17 protein-coding genes are annotated in these 14,939 nt (G+C 38.0%); 12 read left to right on the forward strand and 5 right to left on the reverse strand.

The features are described from left to right. The first annotated feature begins 186 nt into the window (after nucleotides 1-186). Nucleotides 187-567 carry a hypothetical protein gene (locus tag AC1PJP_RS04685; protein ID WP_003650739.1) on the forward strand — a complete coding sequence of 127 codons (381 nt, stop codon included), beginning with the start codon at nucleotides 187-189 and terminating at the stop codon, nucleotides 565-567. Between the two features lie 38 nt (nucleotides 568-605). Here the strand turns inward: AC1PJP_RS04685 and rhlB are convergent, their stop codons facing one another. Continuing rightward, complete coding sequence (gene rhlB, locus AC1PJP_RS04690; RefSeq protein ID WP_004791258.1) at nucleotides 606-1,757, reverse strand: ATP-dependent RNA helicase RhlB; 1,152 nt, start codon at nucleotides 1,755-1,757, stop codon at nucleotides 606-608. Nucleotides 1,758-1,860: 103 nt separating this feature from the next. Next, nucleotides 1,861-2,073, reverse strand: coding sequence for a cold-shock protein (locus tag AC1PJP_RS04695; RefSeq protein WP_000126912.1), 213 nt, complete (start codon nucleotides 2,071-2,073; stop codon nucleotides 1,861-1,863). 375 nt (nucleotides 2,074-2,448) lie between these two features. Between AC1PJP_RS04695 and AC1PJP_RS04700 the strand changes: the two genes are divergently transcribed. The 5 genes from AC1PJP_RS04700 to AC1PJP_RS04720 all read left to right on the forward strand — a co-directional run bounded on the left by AC1PJP_RS04700 (nucleotide 2,449) and on the right by AC1PJP_RS04720 (nucleotide 5,182). Continuing rightward, nucleotides 2,449-2,694, forward strand: a complete 246-nt coding sequence (locus tag AC1PJP_RS04700) for a sulfurtransferase TusA family protein (RefSeq protein WP_004791256.1) — start codon at nucleotides 2,449-2,451, stop codon at nucleotides 2,692-2,694. Nucleotides 2,695-2,827: 133 nt separating this feature from the next. Further along, nucleotides 2,828-3,694, forward strand: coding sequence for an RNA polymerase sigma factor RpoH (rpoH, locus tag AC1PJP_RS04705; protein ID WP_004791254.1), 867 nt, complete (start codon nucleotides 2,828-2,830; stop codon nucleotides 3,692-3,694). 112 nt (nucleotides 3,695-3,806) lie between these two features. Next, a complete protein-coding gene (locus AC1PJP_RS04710; RefSeq protein WP_004643452.1) occupies nucleotides 3,807-4,172 on the forward strand; it encodes a DUF423 domain-containing protein in 366 nt (121 codons plus the stop codon). 13 nt (nucleotides 4,173-4,185) lie between these two features. Continuing rightward, nucleotides 4,186-4,383: a sulfur carrier protein ThiS gene (thiS, locus tag AC1PJP_RS04715; protein ID WP_004791249.1), complete on the forward strand. Its 198-nt coding sequence runs from the start codon at nucleotides 4,186-4,188 to the stop codon at nucleotides 4,381-4,383. A 13-nt stretch (nucleotides 4,384-4,396) separates the two neighbouring features. Next, on the forward strand, nucleotides 4,397-5,182 hold the full coding sequence (locus AC1PJP_RS04720) for a thiazole synthase (RefSeq protein ID WP_001154366.1): 786 nt from the start codon (nucleotides 4,397-4,399) through the stop codon (nucleotides 5,180-5,182). A 198-nt stretch (nucleotides 5,183-5,380) separates the two neighbouring features. Here the strand turns inward: AC1PJP_RS04720 and yaaA are convergent, their stop codons facing one another. Then, a complete protein-coding gene (yaaA, locus tag AC1PJP_RS04725) occupies nucleotides 5,381-6,160 on the reverse strand; it encodes a peroxide stress protein YaaA (RefSeq protein WP_005306994.1) in 780 nt (259 codons plus the stop codon). A gap of 125 nt (nucleotides 6,161-6,285) precedes the next feature. Here yaaA and AC1PJP_RS04730 point away from each other — a divergent pair, with 125 nt between their 5' ends. Continuing rightward, nucleotides 6,286-6,918 carry an alpha/beta hydrolase gene (locus AC1PJP_RS04730; protein WP_151821317.1) on the forward strand — a complete coding sequence of 211 codons (633 nt, stop codon included), beginning with the start codon at nucleotides 6,286-6,288 and terminating at the stop codon, nucleotides 6,916-6,918. Between the two features lie 58 nt (nucleotides 6,919-6,976). On the opposite strand, the gene rtcR is transcribed toward AC1PJP_RS04730, so the two are convergent. Next, nucleotides 6,977-8,575, reverse strand: a complete 1,599-nt coding sequence (rtcR, locus tag AC1PJP_RS04735) for an RNA repair transcriptional activator RtcR (RefSeq protein WP_416668716.1) — start codon at nucleotides 8,573-8,575, stop codon at nucleotides 6,977-6,979. A gap of 67 nt (nucleotides 8,576-8,642) precedes the next feature. On the opposite strand from rtcR, the gene AC1PJP_RS04740 reads away from it, so the two are divergent. The 5 genes from AC1PJP_RS04740 (at nucleotide 8,643) to rtcA (ending at nucleotide 13,319) form a co-directional block, all read left to right on the forward strand. Then, entirely contained in the window at nucleotides 8,643-9,617 is a 975-nt protein-coding gene (locus tag AC1PJP_RS04740) for a ribonuclease Z (RefSeq protein WP_013197243.1), read from the forward strand. A gap of 255 nt (nucleotides 9,618-9,872) precedes the next feature. Further along, the gene (locus tag AC1PJP_RS04745; RefSeq protein ID WP_416661925.1) at nucleotides 9,873-11,141 is read left to right on the forward strand and encodes an RtcB family protein; all 1,269 of its coding nucleotides are present in this window, start codon (nucleotides 9,873-9,875) and stop codon (nucleotides 11,139-11,141) included. A 2-nt stretch (nucleotides 11,142-11,143) separates the two neighbouring features. Continuing rightward, a complete protein-coding gene (locus AC1PJP_RS04750) occupies nucleotides 11,144-11,527 on the forward strand; it encodes a DUF7684 family protein (protein ID WP_416661926.1) in 384 nt (127 codons plus the stop codon). 12 nt (nucleotides 11,528-11,539) lie between these two features. Continuing rightward, the gene (locus AC1PJP_RS04755) at nucleotides 11,540-11,998 is read left to right on the forward strand and encodes a DIP1984 family protein (RefSeq protein WP_416661927.1); all 459 of its coding nucleotides are present in this window, start codon (nucleotides 11,540-11,542) and stop codon (nucleotides 11,996-11,998) included. A 259-nt stretch (nucleotides 11,999-12,257) separates the two neighbouring features. Beyond that, complete coding sequence (gene rtcA, locus AC1PJP_RS04760) at nucleotides 12,258-13,319, forward strand: RNA 3'-terminal phosphate cyclase (RefSeq protein ID WP_416661928.1); 1,062 nt, start codon at nucleotides 12,258-12,260, stop codon at nucleotides 13,317-13,319. A gap of 19 nt (nucleotides 13,320-13,338) precedes the next feature. Here the strand turns inward: rtcA and AC1PJP_RS04765 are convergent, their stop codons facing one another. Further along, the gene (locus AC1PJP_RS04765; RefSeq protein ID WP_479766590.1) at nucleotides 13,339-14,799 is read right to left on the reverse strand and encodes an aminoacyl-histidine dipeptidase; all 1,461 of its coding nucleotides are present in this window, start codon (nucleotides 14,797-14,799) and stop codon (nucleotides 13,339-13,341) included. Nucleotides 14,800-14,939 lie beyond the last annotated feature (140 nt).

Consider the following 14,939-nt stretch of genomic DNA (forward strand, 5'->3'; position numbering starts at 1 on the left):
TTCAAAATAGATTAGCATAATCTACAGATAATCCACCATTGTATCTAGAACATAAAAATAACGAGTTCGTGCTTTGACATTTTTTTAAGACAAAACATCAAAACTTATACAACGTCTTCAAAATCAATTAGAAAACTTGTGTTCAAATAGGGAGATCTTTTGACGATTAGCGATATTAGGTGAAACATGAAAAAAATAATTTTAGCGAGTGCGTTGAGTAGTGTTGTTTTATTGCTAGGTGCTTGTGCCACTACGCCTAAGAACACTTTGGCAGTTCAAAAAGAAAATAATCAATTTGAAGTCACAGGTATTGGTAAAACGAATCTAATTGCAAAAAATAATGCGATTACTGCCGCTCAAAAAACTTGTTCAAAAAGCACCAGCCCTGTTGTGGTAGATGAAAAAACAACATACAACGGTGTATTAAAAGATGTTGTAAGCGAGAAAACAGGCCAAATGGTTGAAGCAGCGGCTGGTGTAATTGGCACCTTAACTGGCAAAAATGCATCACTTGCAAAAGATGATGATTATCAAACAACCCTTACCTTCTATTGTAAAATTAATTAATCAAAAAAAATCCCAATCAACTGATTGGGATTTTTTTATTAGCAATAACCGTCTAGACGGGTTAATGGCAATTTCTTACCAATTGCTTTTTCAATTTCCGGCAAGTAAAAAGCATCATCTTCAGATAAGAAACTAATACTTACACCTTGTGAGCCAGCACGACCTGTACGTCCAATGCGATGTACATAATCATCTGATTGCTCAGGTAAAGTATAGTTGATCACATGAGATACGCCATCAACATGAATACCACGGCCTGCAACATCAGTTGCGATCATGACGTTATTTTTACCTTGCTTAAACTGCTCTAACATTTTTAAACGTTTATCTTGAGCAATTTCACCTGAAAGCATACCGACCCGATATCCATCTCTCTTTAAATGATCATAAAGACGGCGTACTTGATCACGTCGATTCGCAAAAATCATAACTTTATCGATAGGCTCTTCACGTAAAATATCTTGTAGCAAACGATATTTATCTTGTTTAGCAACTACATAAACGCGCTGCTCAACATCGTTGTTAGTTTTTTGCTCAGGCTCAATCTCAACAGTGATTGGTTCAAACAACCATTGTCTTGCCAAATTAAGTACATCATAACTAAAAGTAGCCGAGAACATGAGCGTTTGGCGTTGTTCCTTACGTGGGGAATAACGCACAATACGTTTTACAGAAGGAATAAAACCCATGTCCAATAAGCGGTCAGCTTCATCGATGACTAAAAATTCAATTTGATCGAGCCAAACTTCTTTTTGTTCTACAAAATCAATTAGACGCCCAGGAGTGGCAACGATGATGTCGACAAAATTAGCATCCAACTGTTTCTTTTGCTTATCGAAATCTACGCCACCCAACAGTGTCACGATGTGTAAATCTGAAAATTTTGTGAGTAACTTTGCATCGCTTTCGATTTGCAATGCCAATTCACGCGTAGGCGCCAAAATCAAAGCACGTGGCTCACCACGAAAACGCTGCTCTTGAATTGGGTTATGTAACAAGTCATTAATTACACTAATAAGGAAAGCAGCAGTTTTACCTGTTCCTGTTTGCGCTCTCCCAATCGCATCATGCCCGCCCAACGTATATTTTAAAACCTTTTGCTGAATCGGGGTCATTTGCTTAAACCCTAAAGCATCAATCGCCTTTTTAAGTTGCGGATGTAAATTCAAGGTTTCAAAACCAGATGTCATAAATACGTGCTCTAACAAACAATCTCTCTAATGAGAAGATCATTATAAACAAAAACGCCCCAATTCAAAAATTGGAGCGTCCATGATTCATCAAAAAGATGAATTAGTCTAAAGGCTGAACGTTTTCAGCTTGAAAACCTTTTTGACCTTGTACTACACTAAATTCTACGCGTTGGCCGTCACGTAAAGAACGGTGACCGTCACCAACGATTGCGCGGAAATGAACAAATACGTCATCACCACCGTTACGTTGAATAAAGCCAAAACCTTTAGTGTCGTTAAACCACTTTACTACGCCTTGTTCGCGAGCTGTCATAAGTCAATCCTCAGATGTTGAAAAAAGGACCTTCCGGTGTTGCAAACAGCAGAGCAAACAAGTGTTTAAAATATTTATAATCTTAAAGCTTGTAATCATTCTGTAAAACTATCAACAATTTCCGGTTACATCCATTTGTTATAAGATTTTTAAACCAATTTAAGTGTGTGGTAAATCTTAAAACGGTTCGAGCTTACCACGGGTTTATGACAATTAATAGAATTTTTTTCAATTATTCCCCGTATTTTTAGTCGTTTTTTTAAACAGCTTATTACAATATTTTTTATAGGTAATTGCTTGTTTCTTCTTTTATAAAATGTGCAGCATTTATAAAAAAATTTGTTAGAATAATTTTTTTAGTTGTTTTGATGATGAATGACCAACACTTCTTCTACTACAGCACCCATTGAAATTAATGCTTTGGGCCAACCCTGTCCAATGCCTTTATTAATGCTAAAACGCGAACTCAAAAAAGTATCAGGTAAACAGCTATTCTTATTAAAATCTTCTGACCCTCATAGTGAAATAGATGTAACTCGTTACTGTGGTTTACATCATTTTATGTGTCAGACAACACATATATCTGAAAGAGAATTTCACTATTTAATTGAAACTCAATGATTCTTTGATAAACTAAAAGATTAGAAATTGCATAAAATTTTACATTTCTCTACCCAATTTTCCTTAATTATGAAGCTGATTCAAATTAAGATGAATTTATTGGTTATCCCATCCGATCCTACAAGGAGAAATCATGAGTGACAGCAGCAATCAATTGATGCCCCTGTCATTGTCTGCGCCCGGTGTAAACCTTGGTGCATATATCAGTACTGTCAATCAGATTCCTATTTTAACGGCCGAGCAAGAAAAAGAACTTGCTGAACGTTATTATTATGACCAAGATCTTGATGCCGCAAAAATGCTGGTAATGTCGCATTTACGTTTCGTCGTTCACATTGCGCGCAGCTATGCAGGTTATGGCCTACCACAAGGCGACCTTATTCAAGAAGGTAATTTAGGCTTAATGAAAGCCGTGAAGCGTTTCGACCCAAATATGGGCGTGCGTCTTGTATCTTTTGCCGTCCACTGGATTAAAGCAGAAATTCACGAATACGTTATTCGTAACTGGCGTATTGTCAAAATTGCAACGACCAAAGCACAACGTAAATTATTTTTCAATTTACGTAGTTTAAAAAAATCGAGTAAAAAATTAACGCTCGAAGAAGCTCAATCGATTGCGAATGACTTAAATGTTACTGCAGAACAAGTTCTGGAGATGGAAGGTCGTTTAACCGCTTATGATGCTGCTTTCGAAGCTCAAGGCGACGACGACGATGACACTCCGCATACTGCACCGGCATTATATCTTGAAGATAATCGCTATGATCCAGCTCGTTTAGTTGAAAATGAAGACTGGGAAGAGCAAAGTACATCTGCTTTACATGATGCAATGGATCAGTTAGATGATCGTTCGCGTAATATTTTACAACGTCGTTGGTTAGATGATGACAAGTCTACTCTCCACGAGTTAGCAGCCGAATATAATGTATCAGCAGAGCGTATTCGCCAGCTTGAAAAGAATGCAATGGAAAAAATTAAAATTGCTATGTCTGCAAGCTAAAAAATAAGTTTAAAAATAAAAGGGCGTTTAGCCCTTTTGTTTTATCTGGCTATGTTTAGCCAACCCAATCTATGATAACGTTGCCTTTCATTATTCATTTGCGTTTTTTGTTATGTGGATTGCCATTTCAGCCCTTAATCTTGCCTTTGCAGTCATGTTGGGTGCTTTTGGAGCACATGGTCTTAAAGCTCACGCGAGTCCAGAGCAACTTGTTTGGTGGCATACTGCAACCGACTACTTTTTCTACCATGCTTTAGGCTTACTAGCACTTGGTATTTTAAGCAAAGTCATCCTGACGTTCCCTATTAAGTTGCCATTCATATTGATTCAGATTGGTATTTTATTTTTCTGTGGTTCACTCTATATCATGGCACTTGGATTACCGAGAATTTTAGGGGCAATTACCCCAATTGGTGGAGCATTTATGATAGCTGGATGGCTCGTTTTGGCTTGGAATGCCCTCAAATACGCAAAATAATTGGAATGTGATCATGCAAATTTATTTAAATGGCGAATTAACGGACACGCCTTGTCAAAACCTGTTGCAACTTATTCAGGAAATGGCACTTGAAGGAAAACGCTTTGCTGTCGAACACAATCAGCAAATCGTTTCTAAAAGCAAATTAGAGCAAATCACTATTGCTCAACATGACCGTATCGAAATTATTCACGCTGTTGGCGGCGGCTAAGTCGGAGTTATCCATGCAAGACACCCCTCTCATTATTGGTTCACGTTCTTTTCAATCTCGTTTATTGGTAGGAACTGGCAAATATAAAGACTTAAATGAAACGGATTTAGCTATTCAAGCCAGTGGTGCAGAAATCGTAACTGTCGCAATCCGCCGTGTGAATATTGGACAAAATCCAGATCAACCGAATTTACTGTCTGTCATTCCACCAGAAAAATATACAATTTTGCCAAATACCGCAGGTTGTTTTGATGCTGATAGCGCAGTTCGTACTTGTATGCTAGCGCGTGAGCTACTCGATGGTCATAACCTAGTAAAACTTGAAGTTCTAGGCGACGAAAAAACCTTATATCCAAATGTAACCGAGACTTTAAAAGCAGCTCGAACTTTGATTGATGACGGTTTTGAGATTATGGTCTATACCTCTGATGACCCGATCATTGCGCAAGAACTTGAAAGTATGGGCTGTGTCGCGATTATGCCTTTAGGTAGTCTAATTGGTTCAGGTTTAGGTATTTTAAACCCGCACACTATTTCAATTATTAAAGAAAATGCAAAAGTACCAGTTTTGGTAGATGCAGGTGTTGGTACAGCAAGTGATGCAGCTATTGCTATGGAACTTGGTTGTGATGGTGTGCTGATGAATACAGCAATTGCAGCTGCTCAAAACCCTATTTTGATGGCTTCTGCAATGAAGAAAGCTGTTGAAGCTGGACGTGAAGCATTTTTAGCAGGTCGTATGCCACGTAAACGTATGGCAAATGCAAGCTCACCAGAAACAGGTTATTTCTTTAAATAATCTATTTCTTGCAAGAACACAGCCTTTAATTACCGTTGTAACTTTAGTGCAACTTGTATAGGCATTTTACTTTTCAAAGATGAAAAGTAACAAAAATCTTTTGTTTCGCTGATATTACATCCATGTAATACAGCGAAACGGTGGCATCCATGCCACCTCACGATAGTTACCGCTTACGAGAGTTTAACTTTAGTAAGGCTAAGCCACTTGCTCATCGCGCTTAAATACCAACTCTTTTGCTGATGAACTCTCAACATCAAAGTAGTATCCATCGGTGTTGAACGCTTTAATATCCTCAGCTTTATTTAATTGGTTTTCAATCATAAAACGAGCCATTAAACCACGTGCTTTTTTCGCATAGAAACTAATGACTTTATATTTACCATTTTTCTGATCAAGAAAAACAGGCTTAACAATTTCAGCCTTAATTTTCTTTTCATTGACCGATTTGTAATACTCATCTGAAGCTAAGTTTACAAGTAATTCAGAATTTATTGCTGCCAAATCTTCATTAATCTGGTTTGTGATAATTTCACCCCAGAACTCATACAAATTATGACCACGCGTATTTTTTAATTTAGTGCCCATCTCAAGACGATAAGGCATCATTAAATCTAAAGGACGTAACAAACCATATAGACCAGAGAGCATACGCAAATGCTGCTGTGCAAAATCAATATCTTTATCTTTTAAATGGTACGCATCTAAACCCGTATAGACATCACCTTTAAATGCATAAATTGCCTGACGAGCATTTGAAAAATCAAATTCGGGCTTCCAATCTCTAAATCGGTCTACATTTAATGTGGCAATTTTTTCACTAACACTCATTAAACTCGCAATTTCCGAAGCAGAAAGTTTACGGCTAACATCAATTAATTGTGCTGAGTGTTCTAACAAGCGAGGCTGAGTAAACTCATCTGTAGGTAACGCTGTTTCATAATCCAAAGTTTTTGCAGGAGAAATTAAAGCAAGCATACATAACCTGAAAAAATTATTCTTAATACCAACTATAACAGTAGATATTTTTTAATGCTAACTCGTGTTTTCAATGACGACTATCGGTAAAATAGCATCACGTATTGTTATTTAGCGGTTCTTATATGTCTGAGCAAACTTTCATCCAGGGTCCAGTAGGTAAAATTGAACTTTTCGTTGACCACCCTGAAGGTGAAATCAAAGGCTTTGCGGTTGTTTGTCATCCGCACCCATTGCAAGGTGGAACCCCTCAACATAAAGTCCCTGCCCTTTTAACCCAAATCTTTAATGAATATGGTTGCATTGTTTACCGCCCAAGTTTCCGCGGCCTAGGTGGCAGTGAAGGCGTTCATGATGAAGGCCATGGTGAAACTGAAGATATCTTAGCTGTCATTGAACATGTTCGTAAGCTTCATGAAGGCCTACCATTTTATGCAGGTGGTTTCAGCTTCGGCTCACATGTTCTAGCAAAATGCTTTGCCCAGCTTAATCCTGAATTACGACCTATACAGTTAATTTTATGCGGTTTACCAACGGCTACTGTAGTAGGTTTACGCCACTATAAAACCCCTGAAATTCAAGGTGATATCCTACTCATCCATGGTGAGCAAGATGACATCACCTTACTTTCAGATGCAATTGCATGGGCAAAACCCCAAAAGCATCCGATTACGATTTTACCGGGCGCTAATCACTTCTTTACAGGTTATTTAAAACAGCTTCGTCAAATCATTACACGCTTTATTATCATGAAATAAAGTGTATGTGATGGGCATAGATTGAGTCAATGTCCATCACTTATGAGCACTGTAACTGCTAAAAATTATTCCAACTTAATCCAAAACGGGCCAAATATTTTTTCACTCGGTCGCTATCGTTCGTTGTATTACGTTGTTGACGAGATACTGAAAAGAGTTGTCTTCCCGCCTCTGCCATTGATTTTGAATTTTCACAGACTATGAGCACACCTCGTAATTGAATCTGATCAAATTCATCTATCTGTTCTAGCTGCTCAGGACTCAAATAGTTCAACAAAATATCTGTATTTTTACCATTGTAAGATTCATCCTGAGTAATCCAAAGTTGCTTTAGGCGTTGAATTTCTTTTTCTACAGCTTCACGACGAATTAACTCACCATGAGATAAAGTTGCCAAACGAGTTACGCTCGCTGCTAAATCTCTAAAATTTCCTTGCCATGATGCATCTACTGATTTAGCAAACTTTAAATATGTTTCTAAAGCATCACGTTGAAAACGTAATTGTCTTTGATGAATTGCAGCAAAACGCTGTAGCTCAAAATCAATATTGGGTGCAATATCTTCTACACGGTCTTTTAAATTTGGTAAGAAGAACGTCCACGTATTCAAACGAGCCCATAAATCTTCACGAAAACGGCCAGCTTGAACCTCATTACGCAAATCACGGTTAGTACCAGCTATTAGTTGAAAATCGGCCTGAATTTCCTTATCACTCCCAACAGGAAAAAAGCTTTTATCCTCTAGTGCTTTTAGCAGCATAGCTTGCTCATCAAGTCCCAATTCACCGATTTCATCTAAAAATAAAATGCCTTGGTCAGCACTTTTTAATAAACCAGCACGAGATGCAGCTGCTCCTGTAAATGCACCTTTTATGTGACCAAATAAGGTCGACATAGCACTATCACCACGTAAGGTTGCACAGTTAACATCGATAAAACGACCGCTTAATTGAAATTTATCTTTCTTTAATTGAAAAATCTGTTTTGCCAAATGAGACTTACCAACACCTGTTGCACCCATAATTAAAATAGGTGCACTAGAGCGGGTTGCAACTAATTCAACTTCCTCAATAAGCTGATTAAACGCTTTATTATGAGTAGAAATATTTGCTTTAAGTTGTTGCCAATTTTGTTTTTGTTCATCATCGAATCGCTGTTTTAAAACATCGTATCGAGACAAATCCAGATCAATAATTCTATATTCACCTTCTGAGGTCTTTTGCTGATTAGGTGAACTTTGGATAAGTTGAGCAGGTAAATAATGTGCATCTACCAATAAATACCAACAAATTTGGGCAACATGTGTTCCCGTTGTGATATGCAATAAATAGTTATTTTTTTCGACATCAAACGGATAGGTTTTTACAAAATCATAAAGTGCACCATAAACTTCAGCAAAATCCCAAGGGTCTCTAATACTCACCTTATGTCCAGAAACCTGAGTTTGTGGAGAAATTTCTTTTGCGTCTGCTGCTATAGATTTAACTAAATTATGATGTTGTCGATCATGTAACAATACCAATTCATCTACAAGCAAATCTTCATGCATTAACAGGCTAATCGTAGGACGCCAACGTTGCCATCGATCTGGCTTTCTCCCCTGATCAAGTGTAGAACCGACAAAGCCAATAACAACTGTTTTCTTTGCATCCGCCATAATTTCTATAAAATTTTATAAGTGTCTATAATATACAATACGCATTTGACCAAAAAATTCCAAGAATATGCTTCATTTTACTTTTTTAGGTACATCTTCGGGTGTACCGACCTTAACACGTAATGTTTCAGGATTAGCAGTTCGTAACAGCAAAAATAAGGACTGGATTTTAATTGATGCCGGCGAAGGTACACAGCACCGCGTTCAACAAGCCAGACTTTCTCTACAGAACTTAGTTGCCATTTGTATTACACACATTCACGGCGACCATTGTTATGGTTTAGTTGGTTTATTGGCAAGTGCAGGCATGAATGCCCGTAGCAAACCCTTAATCGTGATTGCACCGAAAGAAATTCAGCAATGGTTTGAAATCACTGCCCAGCTTACTGACTTACACTTATCTTACTCACTGCAATTTATTGATGTAAATGAAGTAATAAAGCCACAACAGATCACTGATGAATTCATTGTTCAAGCACACCCACTAAGTCATCGTGTTCCAAGTTTTGCTTTTAGCATTTACATCAAATCGATTCAGAAGAAGTTAGATATCCAAACCTTAACTCAGCTTGGCGTACCTCAAGGTGATATGTGGGGCCATTTAAAACGAGGCTACAATGTTGAATTTGAGGGACAAACTTTAAAAGCTCAAGACTTTATCAAAATACAAAATCAACAAGTTCATGCAATTATAGGTGGTGATAATGACCAACCTGAACTATTAGCTGATGCTTGCAAAGATGCTCAACTCCTCATTCACGAATCGACTTACTTGCAAACAGTTTTAGATAAAGTCGGCAAAGGTCCTATGCATAGCTCAGCAAAAATGGTGGCTGAATTTGCAGAACAGCAATCTTTAAGTAATTTAATTCTGACGCACTTTAGCCCCCGACATCAAGATAGAGCTGGACAGCAAGCTATTACTGAAGAAGTTCGCCAGTTTTATAAAGGTCATTTTTATTTAGCCAATGATTTTGATGAGTTTACTTTAAATGAAGCTGGACAGCTTTTAAAAGTAGATAAAAACCGTAAAACCAATTAATTAAGTATATCCAAAAAGATAGTTAAATATATTTTTATATATATTTTTAATATTAGAAACCGCCAACAAAATTCATCCGATAGAAAATAAAATTATTTTTATTTATTTTTTTCAACAATTTATACTTAAATTAAATACTTTTTAAAAAAGTTGGCACACTCAGTGCAACAGTACAAAGCACACAACATCATTGGGATCTTGTGAATAACACCTGCCTGCAAACGCTTGGCAGGCAGGCTTTGAAAGGAAAAGAAAATGTCTGTCATTGAAGAAATTAACCAACAAGCTCAGTTTGAACAAAAGCAGCAAGAACGTTCTTATCAAGTTCTGCAAAATGAAAAAAGTATGCCAGTCAAAATGTGGACTAAAGGCGTGCTTGTTGATGACAACTCAAAACAACAATTATTGCAAACTGCCCAAATGCCTTTTATTTATAAATGGATGGCTGTGATGCCAGATGTACACTTCGGTTTAGGAGCAACTATTGGTAGCGTAATTCCAACTAAAGGGGCAATTATTCCTGCTGCTGTGGGTGTAGATATTGGTTGCGGAATGATGGCAACCCGTACAAGCTTAAATGCTTCAGATTTACCAGATAACTTACATGCTCTACGTACTGAGCTTGAACGTTTAATTCCACATGGAATGACTAAGCGCGGACGTGATCGTGGTTCATGGGAAACTCCACCAGAAATGGTAGATCAAGCTTGGATCGATCTTGTTGCAGATTTTGAATACATTTGTGCAAAACATCCACGCTTAAAAAACACTAACAACCGTAAGCACTTGGGGACTTTAGGTACTGGAAACCACTTTGTCGAAATCTGTTTAGATGAGCATGATCATGTTTGGATTATGTTGCACTCAGGTTCTCGTGGTGTAGGAAATGCTATCGGTAATCATTTTATCGAACTTGCCCGTAAAGACATGCAGAAGCATTTCATTAATTTGCCAAATAAAGATTTAGCATACCTAGTAGAAGGAACTGAACACTTTGATGATTACTGGTTTGCTGTAGGTTGGGCTCAACGCTTTGCAATGAAGAACCGAGAAATCATGATGCAATCTGCGATTAAAGCCTTGGCGACTATTGTACCAAAGCCTTTTCAGGCACGTTTGGAAGCAGTGAACTGTCACCATAACTATGTGGAAAAGGAAGAACATTACGGTGAAGAAGTAATGGTCACCCGTAAAGGTGCAGTCCGTGCGCGCCTAGGTGAATACGGAATTATTCCAGGTTCAATGGGAGCGAAGTCGTTTATTGTCCGTGGGCTTGGAAATCAGGAATCTTTCTGTTCATGTTCGCATGGTGCAGGCCGTGTTATGAGCCGTACTGAAGCAAAACGACGTTTTACTGTTGAAGATCAGATTGCACAAACTGAAGGTGTGGAATGCCGTAAAGATGCTGCTGTTATTGATGAAATTCCATCGGCATATAAACCAATTGAAGATGTAATGAAAGCTCAAAGCGATTTGGTTGAAGTGGTATATACCTTACGACAAGTGGTGTGTGTTAAGGGTTAATCATGGGAAAAGATAGTTTAGATATTCGAAGTTATAGAATCAGGGCAAATGAAGAAAAGCATCTGATTCTGCCTAGATATCCTTATTCCATCATCTTGGTTGTAAAGACTAATCAAACTCTGTCTGAATGGCGTAATTGGATTTGTGAGCAGATTGTCTATTCAAAACACTGTATTCAAGCAATGGTTACAGGGTATGAGTGTTCTGTTTGGCATGATGTTCTAGACGAAACATATCTAGTTTTTTACAACTATCAACCACCAGCCGATCATTGCTTTATGACAACTTGGCATGAAGATGAAACTTTAGAAGACATTACTGAATGTGCAAAAACTACTATGCAATTAGAAGATATTTCAAACTTAGTGATTGTACATATTGAATAAAAGGTAAATAAAATGAAACTCGCAGAAGCACTTTTACTTCGAAGCGATCAACAAAAAAAGCTTGCTTCGTTAAAACAACGAATTAATGCCAATGTATTGGTACAAGAAGGTGATGAACCTAGTGAAGATCCAAATGAGCTCATCAAACAAGTATTCGCTTTAACTCAGGAAAGCAATCAATTGATTTGTCGTATTCATTTGACCAATGCACAAGCAAAACTGGAAGATGGCAAAGTATTGTTGTCCCTATTAAGCTTGCGCGATAGTTATGCTGAACAGCATAAGATTTTAATAGATGCGATTGACAATACACATCGAGAACCTGATCGTTATAGCTCACGTGAAATTAAGTGGAAGAAAGTCATTCCTGTTTCTAGCTTACAAAAGCAGGCGGATGATATCAGTGCGAAACTCCGTGACTTAAACGTTAAAATTCAGGCTGCTAATTGGCAAATTGATCTAATCGATTAAACAATAGATTTTGTGAAATCATTTTCACAATCAAAGTTTGGACATACTGGGCGAGTACAAGATCCTGCGTTACTCCGATCTGAGGGATTGAAAATAATTCAGGCGGCTATGGCAGCATGTGAGCCGTGCATCGATATTCACTTATCAGGCTCAGCACTATGCACCTAGTAAACCTTTGTCAAAAGCAAAGTTACGCGTTACTTCGCATTACCATGTACTGACAGTATGTTCATTAAATTAGAAAATAAGGAAAATAGAAGTGAATACAGTTTTGGCAAATATGCCAAAAGCCATTCAAATTGATGGCTCACAAGGTGAAGGCGGTGGACAGATTTTAAGAACCGCCCTTGCCCTCTCAATGATTACAGGTCAGCCCTTTGAATTAATTAATATACGTGCAGGACGTAAAAAACCAGGTTTAATGCGCCAGCATTTGGTCTGTGTACAGGCATCTCAACAAATTAGCCAAGCCTATGTGGAAGGTGCTGAATTACATAGCCAACGTTTATATTTCGCACCTCAGCATGTTCAAAGTGGTAAATATCAATTTCAAATTGGTTCTGCGGGTAGTACAACACTGGTTTTACAAACGCTTCTACCTGTTTTGTTATTACAAAATGAAGCTACCGAACTCACCATTTCAGGCGGTACGCATAACCCACTTGCACCAACAGCAGATTTTATTGAACACTGCTTTTTACCTGCTCTAGCGAAGATTGGAATTAACGTCGATTTTAGATTAAATAAAGCTGGCTTTTTTCCAATTGGTGCAGGTGAAATTCAAATTACCGTTCAGCCATGGCAAGATCGAAACAGCTTAAATTTATTAGACCGTGGTGCTTTGCAAGGTAATGAAGCTTTTGCAGCTGTATTAAATCTTTCAGAAGAAGCACAGATAGCACAACGTGAATTAACCACATTAAGTAAAAAACTAAACTTAAGCTCTCAGCAGCAATTTCATTTAAATGGAATTAGCCAAGGTAATACAATGTATGTGAAAGTTGCTCATCAATATCACACTCAACTTTTTACAGCTTTAGGTGAAATGCGCAAAAGTGCGGAGCAAATAGCTGATCACTTAGCAAAAGATGTAAAGCTATATTTATCTTCGCAGGCTGTTGTAGATGAGTATTTGGCAGATCAATTGCTTCTACCTTTAGCTTTAGGTCAAGGTGGTGAATTCACCGCACAATGTATTAGCGAACACACTCGTACTCAAGCAGCCATGATTGAAAAATTTATTGATTGTGAAATCGAATTTGTCGAGTTAAATCCAGATCATTTTCATGTAAAGGTTAAAGTTCAAGAAGCTCATGACTGAGCTTCTTAAACCTAAAAAATTACTCTACAGATGCCAAAGCTGTCACCAACAACTTCCAGCATTTTTCTACGGTATCTACTTTGACTCGCTCGCCTGGCGCATGCGCCCCTTGAATATCTGGTCCAAACGAAACCATCTGTAAATCTGGATAATGCTCGGCAATAATCCCACACTCTAAGCCTGCATGAATTACTTTTAGATTTGGTTCAATGTTAAATGCCTTTTGATAGGCTTGCTGTAAGCACTTTAAAGCCGCTGAATCTGGGTTTGGCGTCCACCCCGAAACCAACGGCGTGAGTGTAGAGCTAATATTAAATTGACTAAAATGTGCCTGAATTTTTTCTGCAAAGTCTTGAGCTTCTTGGTTCACCATTGAGCGAACCATTAAGACAGCTTTTCCGCCCTCCCGATTTAGTTTTACAACCCCAATATTATTTGAAGTCTCAACTACATCTGGTAAAGCTTGACTCATACTTGCAACACCATATGGACTTGTTGCTAAGGCTTGTAACCATTCATTTTGCTGCTGTTGAGCAATCACTTCCGTCACTTCAGCACTATTGGGCTGAATAGTTAATTGCAGATTGTCATCAATACCCTGTAATTGGTTTTTCCATGTCGTTTGATATTCAGTGAGTAATTTTTCTAGTTCCGGTAATTGGCTGGATGAAATTGCAATGGTTGCCACTGCTTCTCGAGGTAAAGCATTACGGGCCGTACCACCTGTAAATTCAACAAGGTGTCCACCAAGCTTTGCTAAATGCTGATTTAAAAAGCGGGCCAGAATAACGTTGGCATTACCACGTCCTAAATGAATATCTACACCAGAGTGACCACCTTTAAGGCCAGCCACCTGAATATTTACAATATTCAGATTTTCAGGAATTGGTTCATAAGTAAGTGGTTGCTCAACTTCAACATCAATACTGCCAGCACAGCCGAGATATAACTCGCCCCACTCTTCTGTATCAATATTAAATAACCATTTTCCTTTTAGCACACCTGCCTGTAAAAGCCGTGCACCACTCATACCTGCTTCTTCATCAACAGTTAAAAGAACTTCAATTGGTCCATGAGCAATATCATTTGAGTCTAAAACTGCCAAGGCTAAAGCTACCCCGATGCCATTGTCTGCACCTAAGGTAGTGTCTTTAGCAATTAACCAGCCATCTTCAAGAACCGGGCGAATCGGGTCTTTAAAGAAGTCGTGTACTGTGCCAGTGTTGGCTTGTGTGACCATATCTAAATGGCCTTGCAGAATGACTCCAGACACATGTTCTTTACCCGCAGTCGCATTCTTACGGATAATTAAATTACCGACTTCATCTACGTATGTTTCTAAATTCCGACTTTCAGCCCAGTTTTGTAAAAATTCACGAAGCTGCTGTTCATGCTTTGAAGGACGGGGAATAGTGCAAAGTGTTTGAAAATGCTGCCAAACCACTTGAGGAGATAACGCTGCAATATTAACTTGTGTCATGAAAACCACACTCTAATTATGTAAATATCTTAATAATTTCAATATACACAATGCATTAAAGATAGGTAGGAGTTTCAGGAAAGATTTTGTATTTTTATATTTAATCTAAAGAGATAGTACGACTTTTCTAAAAAGCCGTA

It is taken from the genome of Acinetobacter sp. V116_7 (assembly GCF_056735735.1).